Consider the following 11,733-nt stretch of genomic DNA (forward strand, 5'->3'; position numbering starts at 1 on the left):
ATTTGTTGGCCGGATAAGCGTTAACGCTATCCGGCAACTGTGGTTACCCCAGATCTGCCATTAGCACTTTTGAACGCCGCTGATAGTTGTACATCTGTTTCTTACTCTCTGGCAGCAGGTCAATATCCACGGGCGTGAAGCCGCGCTCCTGAAACCAGTGAATACTGCGTGTTGTCAGCACGAACAGTTTGCTAAGCCCCATTTGTCTGGCCTGCACGGCGATCCTTTCCAGCAAAACTTCTCCGCGTGAAGAACTTCGATAGTCCGGATGTACTGCCACACACGCCATTTCGCCAATTCGTTCTTCCGGGAAAGGGTACAGGGCGGCACAGGCGATGGTCAGGTTATCACGCTGAATAATGGTGAATTTGTCGATTTCCATTTCCAGTTGTTCACGTGAGCGACGGACCAGAATACCTTGCTGCTCGAGTGGGCGAATCAGTTCCAGAATACCGCCGATATCGTTAATGGTGGCGCGACGGATCTGTTCGGCGCTCTCCATCACGATTTGCGTCCCGATCCCATCGCGTGAGAACAGCTCCTGTAACAATGCGCCATCTTCCTGATAGCTAATCAGGTGGCAGCGGCGTACGCCACTGCGACAGGCTTTTACGGCACCACGTAGGAAGCGCACGGTGCCGGAGCTGTAGTCGCCTTTCTCTTCCTGTGACTCAACGCGAGCCTGGGCTTCGTTGGGGAAAAGTTCGGAAACAATATCGCCATCATCGTTAATAACTCCCTGGGAGGAGCAAAAACCGATCATCTTTTCTGCTTTCAGCTTGATAGCCAACTGGGTGGCGACCTCTTCTGAAGTCAGATTAAAGCTCTCTCCGGTGACGGAAACGGCTACCGGGCCCATCAATACAATGGCGCCACTGTCCAACTGACGGTGAATCGCCTCTTCATCAATACGACGGATGCGTCCGCTATGGCAGTAATCTACGCCGTCATCGACGCCAAGAGGTTGGGAGATAATAAAGTTACCGCTGACCACATTGATGTGCGCGCCCTGCAATGGCGTATTGTTCAGGCTCATCGACAGGCGGGCGGTGATATCAAGCTGGAGTAGCCCTGCAGCCTGCTTCACCAGCTCCAGCGTTTTGGCATCAGTCACGCGCGTATTTTTGTGGTACACCGGCTCATGATGATGAGCAGCAAGATTGGCATCAATCTGTGGCCGGGCGCCATACACCACAACGAGGCGGATGCCCAGGCTATGCAGGAGGCCAATGTCATTGACGATACTGGAAAAGTTTTCATGCTCGATGGCTTCGCCGCCCAGCATAATGACAAACGTTTTTCCCCGATGGGTATTGATATAGGGAACAGAATGGCGGAATCCCTGTACCAGTTCGGTTCTACGCTCCTTCACCACGGCACACCCTCATTGCATGATTATTCGTAATTTGTGTATTTTTATTCTGTTTTTGCTCCATGCGCAAGCGTAATTTTTACCCTTCCTGAAGATTTTTCTCAGTAATGCCGTGAATATAAAAAGAATGTTTACCCTTTTGTAGATGACAGATTATGCGTCATTCGCTAAAGTTTCCGGTCAATTAGGACGTTTTACCTATTACCTAAATAAAGATTTCTTTTGCTCGGGAGAAGCATGTCGGGATCCAATTCAGCAATCAGTCGCCGCCGTTTACTGAAAGGTGCGGGTGCTATGTGGCTTTTGAGCGTCAGCCAGGTCGGTCTGGCCGCCGTCAGTCAGGTCGTTGCAGTGCGCATCTGGCCTGCCTCCAGTTATACCCGCGTCACGGTGGAATCCAACCGTCTGCTGAAATACAAACAGTTTGCCCTGAGTAATCCTGAGCGTGTGGTTGTGGATATTGAAGGCGTTAATTTGAACTCGGTGCTCAAGGGGATCGGGACGCAGATCCGCCCTGACGATCCGTACATTAAGTCAGCAAGAGTAGGCCAATTTGACCCACAGACCGTGCGCATGGTGTTTGAGCTGAAACAAGATGTGAAGCCGCAGCTGTTCGCCCTGGCACCCGTTGCAGGATTTAAAGAACGTCTGGTGATGGATCTTTATCCCGCGAATGCCCAGGATGTGCAGGATCCTCTGCTGGCGTTACTTGAAGACTACAACAAGGGCGATCTCGATAAACAGGTGCCACCTGCACAAAGTGGCCCGCAGCCCGGTAAAGCGGGGCGTGACCGTCCAATTGTCATTATGCTCGATCCCGGCCATGGTGGCGAAGATTCCGGTGCCGTGGGGAAATACAAGACGCGCGAAAAAGATGTGGTGTTGCAGATAGCCCGTCGCCTGCGCGCGCTGATCGAAAAAGAAGGCAATATGAAGGTCTATATGACGCGTAATGAGGATATCTTCATTCCGTTGAAAGTCCGCGTGGCGAAAGCCCAGAAGCAGCGCGCTGACCTGTTTGTCTCCATTCATGCGGATGCTTTTACCAGTCGACAGCCCAGTGGTTCGTCGGTGTTTGCACTTTCCACTAAAGGTGCGACCAGTACCGCAGCAAAATATCTGGCGCAAACCCAGAACGCCTCGGATTTAATTGGTGGTGTCAGTAAGAGTGGTGACCGCTACGTCGACCACACCATGTTCGACATGGTGCAATCGCTGACGATTGCTGACAGTCTGAAGTTTGGTAAAGCGGTACTGAATAAGCTCGGTAAGATTAATAATCTGCATAAGAATCAGGTTGAGCAGGCAGGATTTGCGGTGTTGAAAGCGCCGGATATTCCCTCGATCCTAGTGGAAACGGCGTTTATCAGTAATGTTGAAGAGGAGCGAAAGCTCAAAACCGCGACCTTCCAGCAGGAAGTTGCTGAGTCGATTCTGGCTGGGATCAAAGCGTATTTTGCCGATGGGGCAACGCTGGCGAGAAGGGGATAATAAAAAAGCGCTGAGAAGCGCTTTTTTTACGGACCGCAGAAACAAAAAAACACCCGTCAGGGTGTTCAATGTATTGGTTGCGGGGGCCGGATTTGAACCGACGACCTTCGGGTTATGAGCCCGACGAGCTACCAGGCTGCTCCACCCCGCGTCCGTCTTTTGCTTCGTATTCAAACCACATCTGCGTTGGCTTTGCTGTGATTCGAACTACCTTGCAAAAATATCACATCAGATTTTAATTGGTTGCGGGGGCCGGATTTGAACCGACGACCTTCGGGTTATGAGCCCGACGAGCTACCAGGCTGCTCCACCCCGCGTCCGTCTTTCTGCTGCGTATTTCAAATCACATGTGTGATTCGAACTGCTTAACAGAAATATTACTGCTTCTGATTTTAATTGGTTGCGGGGGCCAGATTTGAACTGACGACCTTCGGGTTATGAGCCCGACGAGCTACCAGGCTGCTCCACCCCGCGTCCGTGGATGCGCACTATACTCTGCTAACGTTTTCATGCAACCCTTTTTTCACCTTGATCACGGTTTAAGGATGAAAATGAACAAAAACAAAGCATTTCGGTTTGTTTTTTGCGCAAAATTTGCGATGGGGTATGCATTCGCATTTCATTAGGTTCGGGGGTTTGTTATCTTCATCTCGCATTCAGGCAACTTAAGACGAGAATAATGAAAGGACGTTGGGCAAAATATCTTCTGGCGGGGGCCGTAGTCGCGATGCTCGCTGCGTGTTCCTCTAAACCCACCGATCGTGGACAGCAGTATAAAGACGGGAAATTTACCCAGCCTTTCTCACTGGTGAACCAACCTGATGCGGTTGGCGCGCCAATCAATGCCGGTGATTTCGCCGAGCAGGTAAATCAGATCCGCAACGCCTCTCCGCGTTTGTATGGCAACCAAAGCAATGTCTACAACGCTATCCAGGAGTGGCTACGTGCTGGTGGCGATACGCGCAATATGCGCCAGTTTGGTATTGATGCCTGGCAGATGGAAGGGGCTGATAACTATGGCAACGTTCAGTTCACTGGTTATTACACGCCGGTAATCCAGGCGCGGCACACGCGTCAGGGGGAATTTCAATACCCTATCTATCGTATGCCGCCAAAACGTGGGCGTTTACCTTCCCGCGCTGAAATCTACGCAGGTGCGTTGAGTGACAACTATATCCTGGCATACAGCAACTCCCTGATGGATAACTTCATTATGGATGTTCAGGGCAGTGGCTACATCGACTTCGGTGATGGCAGCCCGCTTAACTTCTTTAGCTATGCCGGCAAAAACGGCCATGCTTATCGCAGTATTGGTAAAGTGCTGATCGATCGTGGCGAAGTGAAGAAAGAAGATATGTCGATGCAGGCGATCCGTCACTGGGGTGAAACGCACAGCGAAGCTGAAGTGCGTGAACTGCTGGAACAGAATCCGTCGTTCGTCTTCTTTAAACCACAATCTTTTGCCCCGGTAAAAGGGGCCAGCGCAGTGCCGCTGATTGGCAGGGCCTCCGTTGCTTCTGACCGTAGTATTGTTCCTGCGGGCACGACGTTACTGGCAGAAGTGCCGCTGCTGGACAATAACGGGAAATTTACCGGTCAGTATGAACTGCGTCTGATGGTGGCATTAGATGTCGGTGGAGCGATCAAAGGCCAGCACTTCGATATCTATCAGGGTATTGGTGCAGACGCAGGGCATCGTGCGGGCTGGTATAATCACTACGGTCGTGTCTGGGTGCTGAAAAGTGGCGCCGGAGCGGGTAACGTATTTAGCGGTTAATAAATAGCCTTATCAGATCTGCCATTTTTCGAGCAGGCTGGATAAGCAAAGCGCCATTCGGCGCAAGAACGGTGTTGTCGCCACTATAGTGAGTGGCGATCACCGCTCTTTGAATTTTCTGTTCTGAGGTCGTATGTCTGTTGTGATAAGTGATGCCTGGCGTCAGCGTTTTGGCGGCACAGCGCGTCTGTATGGCGAAAATGCGCTGCACCTGTTCGCCGGATCGCACGTGTGTGTGGTCGGGATTGGCGGCGTGGGATCGTGGGCGGCGGAAGCGCTGGCGCGTACCGGAATTGGCGCAATTACGCTCATCGATATGGATGATGTGTGCGTTACCAATACTAACCGGCAGATCCATGCTCTGCGTGATAACGTGGGCCAGGCGAAGGCTGAGGTGATGGCTGAACGTATACGGCAGATTAATCCCGAGTGTCGGGTCAGTGTGGTCGATGACTTTGTCACGCCGGATAACGTTGCAGAGTATATGAACGCGGGCTTTTCGTATGTTATTGATGCTATCGACAGTGTACGCCCGAAGGCAGCGCTGATCGCGTACTGCCGTCGCAATAAAATTCCGCTGGTCACCACCGGTGGTGCGGGTGGGCAGATTGACCCTACGCAGATTCAGGTCGTTGATTTAGCCAAAACTATTCAGGATCCGTTGGCGGCGAAGCTACGTGAGCGGCTAAAAAGTGACTTTGGCGTGGTTAAAAACAGCAAAGGCAAGCTGGGTGTGGACTGTGTGTTCTCGACCGAGGCGCTGGTCTATCCGCAGGCTGATGGTTCAGTGTGTGCGATGAAGGCGACGGCAGAAGGGCCGAAGCGTATGGATTGTGCATCTGGTTTTGGCGCTGCGACGATGGTGACAGCGACATTTGGCTTTGTCGCGGTGTCACACGCGTTGAAGAAGATGATGGCGAAGGCGGCGCGTCAGGCTTAATGATTGTTTGCCGGATGGGGCACCAGCGCTTATCCGGCAAAACAGCTATACAACCAGCTGCGCTGCTGCAAGAATCGCCGCGTTAAGGGCATTCAGTCCCTGGCTACGCGAAGCGCTGAGCTGGGCGCGTAAACCTAATTCATCAAAAAAATCCATTGGCGAACGTGTCAGTAATTCGGCGGCGGTTTTACCTTCTACCGCGGTGAGCAGCACAGCCAGCAAACCGCGCACGATACGGCCTTCGCTGTCGCCGAAAAAGTGCATAGTGCCATTCTCATGTACGGCATACCCCAGCCAGACGCGGTTTTCGCATCCCGCGATCTCTTTTGCCTGGGCCTTTAATGGCTCCGGGAGTGGCGGTAGTTGCTTCCCCAGCAGGATAAGCTGGCGATATTTATCTTCCCACTGAGTAAGTGGGACAAAGATAGCTCGTAAAGTCTCTTCGGTCACGGTTGTGCCAAACGGATGTTCGGCGAACAGAGGGTTTGTCATTAATCCACCAATATTTCCAGCGCGCGGTCAACCGCCGTCACCAACGCATCCACATCACTTTGGCTATTATAAGGTGCAAATGAGGCGCGCAGCGTCCCTGATACACCAAGTTCTGCCAGCAGCGGTTGCGCACAGTGTTGTCCTGCGCGAAGCGCGATGCCATATTCGGCCAGCAGTGTCACCATGTCGCTGTGGTGAACACCGGCAAAATCGAAGGCCAACAGGCTGGAGTCCTGGCAGCGGAAAGAACGGAATCCCGGGCGCTTCGCCAGTGCCTCTTCTGCCAGTGTAGCCAGACCACGGCTCCAGCTTTCTGCTTGCTCGATGTCGACATCCGCCAGCCATTCCAGCGCAGCGCTCAGGCCAATAACACCCGCAACGTTAGGTGTACCTGCCTCCAGTTTCCAGGGAACCGCCTGGGTGGTAAACCCCGCAAAACTGACTTCATTAATCATCTTGCCGCCGCCGAGCCAGGGAGACATGGCATCCAGCAACTCTGGCTTACCATACAAAACGCCGATCCCGGTCGGCCCGTACAGCTTGTGACCAGAAAAAGCATAGAAATCAATATCCAACTGCTGCACGTCTGCGGGGAAATGTACAACGCCCTGGGCGCCATCAACCATCACCACCATACCCGCAGCGTGGGCGAGCGAAATGGCGCGAACCAGGTCCGGACAGCCGCCAGTTACGTTAGACATCTGCCCGAGCGCCAGTATGCGGCTGCGTGGTGTGATGAGTTCTGGTAAGCGTTCCACGTCCGGCAGTAAATGGGCGTTGAGAGGGAGTCTGATGACTTTTGCCCCCGTTTGTTCCGCCACCATCAGCCAGGGAACGAGGTTGGCATGGTGTTCCGCCACGCTGACGATAATCTCATCGCCTCTTTGTAAGCGCGGGCGTGCGTAGCTTTGGGCCACCATGTTGATAGCCTCTGTCGTACCGCGGGTCCAGACAATGGATTTATCATCCGGTGCATTGATCAGGCAGGCGGCCTTCTCCCGTGCGGCTTCATAGCGGGCGGTCAGCCGCTGGGCTTCGGCAAATTGGCTGCGATGGACATTACCGGCGCTCAGGCTATAAAACTGGTGAGTGGCATCAATCACAGCCTGTGGTTTCAACGCTGTTGCGGCGCTATCGAGATAGACGCCAGCATCGCTGAGAGCGGGAAACTGTGCGCGAAACTGCGCGGGGTTAAAAGCGTTCATGGTATTCCTCAGTTCAATAAACCGATCGTGGCGCAAAAAGAGCGCAGACACAAGGGGAGGCTAACTATCAGAATCCTCTGGATATCCTGGTAAAGTCAGAACAGTGGCTTATGCTAAATAGTGTTAGGTGAGTATTTTTGCCTGTTATGGAATTCGTTTTATTTAGCATAAATCGCTTTAAGGAGAAGAATATGAAAAAGACTGCCGCAATTATCTCTGCATGTATGCTGACTTTTGCCCTGAGCGCCTGTTCTGGTTCGAATTACGTGATGCACACCAATGATGGTCGGTCGATCGTGTCTGACGGTAAGCCAAAGACCGATAATGAGACGGGAATGATTTCCTACAAGGACGCTAATGGCAACAAACAGCAGATTAACCGTACCGATGTGAAAGAGATGGTGGAACTGGAGAAATAGCCGGGCGTCATCGACAGAAACTCGGACAAAAAAAAGCACCGCAATTTGGCGGTGCTACATTAATCACTATGGACAGACAGGGTAAATGTACAGGAAGTGAAAAAGGGTAGCTTTGCTACCATGGTCTGAATCGCAGACCAATTGCAAACACAACAACACAACATCACAACCGTAAGCCAAAAGCCCACCAGAACACGCATTCCGATAAAACTTTTCGTTCCGGCTTCAGGAAGTGCCGCCACTATAGGTATTTGCTGGTAGAACCTCAACGGACAATTTATAATGGCTCAGATTAAAAAAACTAATAGGTTACAGGCTGTTATGTAACTGTTAAATTCTTTTAACATCAAAGCCTAAAAAGTCATGTCAAAACGATTACCACCCTTAAATGCGTTACGTGTTTTTGATGCTGCGGCGCGTCATTTGAGTTTTACTCGCGCAGCCGAAGAGCTTTTTGTGACGCAGGCCGCAGTAAGTCATCAAATCAAGTCACTTGAGGATTTCTTGGGACTTAAGCTGTTTCGTCGACGCAATCGATCTCTCTTGTTGACGGAAGAAGGTCAAAGCTATTTCCTCGACATCAAAGAGATTTTTTCGCAATTAACCGATGCGACGCGTAAACTTCAGGCACGCAGTGCAAAAGGCGCGCTCACCGTGAGTTTATTGCCCAGTTTTGCAATTCAATGGCTGGTGCCAAGACTCTCTAGCTTTAACTCAGCTTATCCGGGAATCGATGTCAGGATCCAGGCGGTAGACCGCCAGGAAGACAAACTGGCTGACGATGTTGATGTCGCTATTTTTTATGGGCGCGGTAACTGGCCTGGCCTGCGTGTGGAAAAATTGTACGCAGAATATTTATTGCCAGTCTGTTCGCCTCTGTTACTCACTGGCGATAAACCATTGAAGACGCCAGAGGATTTGGCAAAACACACTTTATTGCACGATGCTTCGCGGCGTGACTGGCAAGCCTATACGCGCCAGCTTGGCCTGAATCATATCAACGTACAGCAGGGACCTATCTTCAGCCATAGTGCCATGGTGCTTCAGGCTGCTATTCATGGACAGGGAGTGGCGCTGGCCAATAACGTTATGGCGCAGTCTGAAATTGAAGCCGGGCGTTTGGTCTGTCCCTTTAATGATGTTCTGGTCAGCAAGAACGCATTTTATCTGGTTTGTCATGACAGTCAGGCAGAACTGGGTAAAATAGCCGCCTTCCGTCAGTGGATACTGGCAAAAGCGGCCACTGAACAAGAAAAATTCCGCTTTCGTTATGAACAATAATTTACTTAGGGTATTAACATGACCAGCCGTTTTATGCTGATTTTTGCCGCCGTAAGTGGCTTTATTTTTGTGGCACTGGGCGCCTTTGGGGCACATGTTCTGAGTAAAACCCTTGGCGTCGTTGAAATGGGGTGGATCCAGACGGGCCTTGAGTATCAGGCGTTCCATACGCTGGCCATCTTTGGCCTCGCGGTCGCTATGCAGCGACGTATTAGCATTTGGTTTTACTGGAGTAGCGTGTTTATGGCATTAGGCACGGTGCTGTTCAGCGGCAGCCTGTATTGCCTCGCGCTGTCTCATCTACGCCTGTGGGCGTTTGTTACCCCTGTTGGTGGCTTCAGCTTCCTGGCAGGTTGGGTTCTGATGTTAGTTGGTGCTATTCGATTGAAACGTAAGGGCGTTAGCCATGAATAAGGTTGTATTGTTGTGTCGCCCAGGTTTTGAAAAAGAGTGCGCCGCAGAAATTACGGATAAAGCAACTCGTCGGGAAGTGTTTGGCTTTGCTCGCGTGAAAGACAATGCGGGTTACGTCATTTATGAGTGCTATCAGCAGGGTGATGCTGAAAAGTTGGTCAAAGAGCTGCCGTTCAGTTCGCTGATTTTTGCCCGTCAAATGTTTGTCGTCGGTGAATTGCTGCAATATTTGCCGCCGGAAGATCGCATTACGCCGATTGTCGGTATGTTGCAGGGCGTTGTAGAGAAAGGTGGTGACCTGCGCGTCGAAGTCGCAGACACTAACGAAAGCAAAGAGCTGGTTAAGTTTTGCCGCAAATTTACCGTGCCGCTGCGCGCGGCGCTGCGTGAAGCGGGCGTGCTGGCAAAATACGAGACGCCAAAGCGCCCGGTAGTCCATGTTTTCTTTATCGCACCAGGTTGTTGTTACACCGGTTATTCCTGGCCTGACAATAATTCACCGTTTTACATGGGCATCCCGCGTTTGAAGTTCCCGGCCGATGCTCCGAGCCGTTCAACACTGAAGCTCGAAGAAGCGCTGCATGTTTTTATTCCTGCCGATGAGTGGGATGAGCGTCTGGCAAATGGAATGTATGCGGTGGATTTAGGGGCTTGCCCCGGCGGTTGGACCTATCAGCTGGTCAAACGCAATATGTGGGTTTACTCCGTGGATAACGGTCCGATGGCGCAAAGCCTGATGGATACCGGACAGGTGACCTGGTTGCGTGAAGACGGATTTAAATACCGTCCGAATCGCAACAACATCTCGTGGATGGTCTGCGATATGGTGGAGAAGCCTGCGAAAGTTGCCGCGTTGATGGCACAATGGTTGGTTAATGGCTGGTGCCGTGAGACGATTTTCAATCTCAAGTTGCCGATGAAAAAGCGCTACGAAGAAGTGTCGCAAAACCTGGCCTATATCCAGGCGCAGTTGGATGAACATAACATCAATGCGCAGATTCAGGCACGTCAGCTTTATCATGACCGCGAAGAAGTGACCGTGCACGTGCGTCGTCTGTGGGCCGCTGTCGGCGGTCGTCGCGACGAGCGATAAAGACCTCCCTGCAGGCCTGATGGCGCATGCGCTTATCAGGCCTGTGGCAGAACACCGTCAGTTTGCTGTTCATCCGAAATCACATGCGTCACCTCCTCCAGATGCCCGATCCGGGCCTCGCCAGAACGATGCAACTTACTTTTATCGATCAACAACAATGACTGTGATGCCCGTTTGAGCAGAATGGATTTGAATTCAGCGTTAGTAGCCGTCGAGTCCCAGAGAGTGCCGTTACTGTCGATCCCCGCGCAGGAAAAAATAAACAGATCGATGTCGAGAGGTTTCAACTGCGAGATGAGCGACGGATTAATGTAGCAGCCATCTTTGCGCTCGAGTCGTCCACCTGAGCAGATGAGCTGAATATGTTCACGTTTGCCCAGTTCCTGACAAATTGGCTGGCTATTAGTAAACACATGTATGTTGATGTCCGGTAACTGGCGGGCAAGATACCAGCAGGTGGAACTGGCATCTAAAGCGATTACCATTCCTTCCTCTATCCATGCCAATGCGTCCCTGGCAACATCCGCTTTATGCGCATAATGGCTTTTACGTCGAATATGAAACGGTTCGCCGCTGTCCTGATTTTCCTGATGAATTATCCTGGCACGTCCGTGGTTGCGCAGCACTTTCCCTTGCATTTGTAGTTCATTGAGATCGCGGCGAATAGTCTCTTTGCTGACATTAAGTTGTAAAGATAAGGCTTCGGTTGTCAGGTTTTTATGGGTAATTAGCAGGTTTGTTATTGCTTGCTGGCGTGCCGCTTTCACTGTTCTGATCCTCATCATTTGATGAATGCCCGTATCTGACGGGCATTCTGACCAGAGATTACGGCGTTACCCCTTTTTTCAAAAGAATATTTCCGTATTTTGCCTGCTCTCCGGTAATGACGATCGCAAACGCTTTTTGCGCCCGTTCATAGAATGCATAGCGATCGATGCGGGTAATATCCGGTCCGGAAGTCGTTAAAGAGAGCGCATCGCGGTAACGCCTTTCAACGTTCGGATCGAGAGAATCTCCTTCTACGGCGGCCATCATCACCAACGGTGGGGCGTAGCTGTCCAGCTCAAACAACGGAATAATGGCCTGCAACAGATCGCTGACCTGCAAACCATCGGCACGGATAACCTGTGGTCCCATGCTGTGTGCCGGAAAGTGGGCATCGGAGAAAATTATCTCATCGCCATGTCCCATTTCCGCCAGCACTTTCAGCAGGTCAGGGGAAATTAAGGGGGAAATCGTTTTAAGCATT

General features: G+C 51.5%; 12 protein-coding genes and 3 tRNA genes. 7 read left to right on the top strand and 8 right to left on the bottom strand.

Annotated elements, in window-relative coordinates; translation table 11 throughout:
- Window positions 1-43 precede the first annotated feature (43 nt).
- Window positions 44-1,375 (bottom strand): amino-acid N-acetyltransferase, encoded by a 1,332-nt coding sequence (gene argA / locus OGY01_RS15960; RefSeq protein ID WP_045446973.1) that lies wholly within the window; start codon window positions 1,373-1,375, stop codon window positions 44-46.
- Window positions 1,376-1,609: 234 nt separating this feature from the next.
- Between argA and amiC the strand changes: the two genes are divergently transcribed.
- Window positions 1,610-2,863, top strand: coding sequence for an N-acetylmuramoyl-L-alanine amidase AmiC (gene amiC / locus OGY01_RS15965; RefSeq protein WP_045446970.1), 1,254 nt, complete (start codon window positions 1,610-1,612; stop codon window positions 2,861-2,863).
- A gap of 74 nt (window positions 2,864-2,937) precedes the next feature.
- On the opposite strand, the gene OGY01_RS15970 is transcribed toward amiC, so the two are convergent.
- The 3 genes from OGY01_RS15970 to OGY01_RS15980 all read right to left on the bottom strand — a co-directional run bounded on the left by OGY01_RS15970 (window position 2,938) and on the right by OGY01_RS15980 (window position 3,337).
- Window positions 2,938-3,014 (bottom strand) — tRNA-Met (locus OGY01_RS15970).
- A gap of 89 nt (window positions 3,015-3,103) precedes the next feature.
- Window positions 3,104-3,180, bottom strand: a tRNA-Met gene (locus tag OGY01_RS15975).
- A gap of 80 nt (window positions 3,181-3,260) precedes the next feature.
- Window positions 3,261-3,337 (bottom strand) — tRNA-Met (locus OGY01_RS15980).
- Window positions 3,338-3,542: 205 nt separating this feature from the next.
- Between OGY01_RS15980 and mltA the strand changes: the two genes are divergently transcribed.
- Together mltA and tcdA are read left to right on the top strand one after the other, a co-directional pair.
- Window positions 3,543-4,640 carry a murein transglycosylase A gene (mltA, locus tag OGY01_RS15985; RefSeq protein WP_286493349.1) on the top strand — a complete coding sequence of 366 codons (1,098 nt, stop codon included), beginning with the start codon at window positions 3,543-3,545 and terminating at the stop codon, window positions 4,638-4,640.
- A 133-nt stretch (window positions 4,641-4,773) separates the two neighbouring features.
- The gene (gene tcdA, locus OGY01_RS15990) at window positions 4,774-5,580 is read left to right on the top strand and encodes a tRNA cyclic N6-threonylcarbamoyladenosine(37) synthase TcdA (protein ID WP_200009922.1); all 807 of its coding nucleotides are present in this window, start codon (window positions 4,774-4,776) and stop codon (window positions 5,578-5,580) included.
- A 45-nt stretch (window positions 5,581-5,625) separates the two neighbouring features.
- On the opposite strand, the gene csdE is transcribed toward tcdA, so the two are convergent.
- Together csdE and csdA are read right to left on the bottom strand one after the other, a co-directional pair.
- Window positions 5,626-6,072 (bottom strand): cysteine desulfurase sulfur acceptor subunit CsdE, encoded by a 447-nt coding sequence (gene csdE / locus OGY01_RS15995; protein ID WP_045446961.1) that lies wholly within the window; start codon window positions 6,070-6,072, stop codon window positions 5,626-5,628.
- Window positions 6,072-7,277: a cysteine desulfurase CsdA gene (gene csdA / locus OGY01_RS16000; protein ID WP_048220644.1), complete on the bottom strand. Its 1,206-nt coding sequence runs from the start codon at window positions 7,275-7,277 to the stop codon at window positions 6,072-6,074. Before csdA ends, csdE begins: the two co-directional genes overlap by 1 nt.
- A gap of 191 nt (window positions 7,278-7,468) precedes the next feature.
- On the opposite strand from csdA, the gene OGY01_RS16005 reads away from it, so the two are divergent.
- From OGY01_RS16005 to rlmM, 4 genes are all read left to right on the top strand, one after another.
- Window positions 7,469-7,696 (top strand): YgdI/YgdR family lipoprotein, encoded by a 228-nt coding sequence (locus OGY01_RS16005; protein WP_045446955.1) that lies wholly within the window; start codon window positions 7,469-7,471, stop codon window positions 7,694-7,696.
- A gap of 363 nt (window positions 7,697-8,059) precedes the next feature.
- Entirely contained in the window at window positions 8,060-8,977 is a 918-nt protein-coding gene (gcvA, locus tag OGY01_RS16010; protein ID WP_005130970.1) for a glycine cleavage system transcriptional regulator GcvA, read from the top strand.
- An 18-nt stretch (window positions 8,978-8,995) separates the two neighbouring features.
- The gene (locus tag OGY01_RS16015) at window positions 8,996-9,391 is read left to right on the top strand and encodes a DUF423 domain-containing protein (protein ID WP_045446951.1); all 396 of its coding nucleotides are present in this window, start codon (window positions 8,996-8,998) and stop codon (window positions 9,389-9,391) included.
- On the top strand, window positions 9,384-10,484 hold the full coding sequence (gene rlmM, locus OGY01_RS16020; RefSeq protein ID WP_045446948.1) for a 23S rRNA (cytidine(2498)-2'-O)-methyltransferase RlmM: 1,101 nt from the start codon (window positions 9,384-9,386) through the stop codon (window positions 10,482-10,484). Before OGY01_RS16015 ends, rlmM begins: the two co-directional genes overlap by 8 nt.
- A 35-nt stretch (window positions 10,485-10,519) precedes the next feature.
- Here rlmM and fucR read toward each other — a convergent pair whose 3' ends face one another.
- Complete coding sequence (fucR, locus tag OGY01_RS16025) at window positions 10,520-11,251, bottom strand: L-fucose operon activator (protein WP_286493401.1); 732 nt, start codon at window positions 11,249-11,251, stop codon at window positions 10,520-10,522.
- A 58-nt stretch (window positions 11,252-11,309) separates the two neighbouring features.
- Window positions 11,310-11,732, bottom strand: a complete 423-nt coding sequence (gene fucU / locus OGY01_RS16030) for an L-fucose mutarotase (protein ID WP_045446943.1) — start codon at window positions 11,730-11,732, stop codon at window positions 11,310-11,312.
- Between the last annotated feature and the right edge of the window lies 1 nt (window position 11,733).

The sequence above is a fragment of the Citrobacter sp. Cm038 genome (assembly GCF_030333105.1).
Taxonomy (GTDB): Bacteria; Pseudomonadota; Gammaproteobacteria; order Enterobacterales; family Enterobacteriaceae; genus Citrobacter; species Citrobacter murliniae.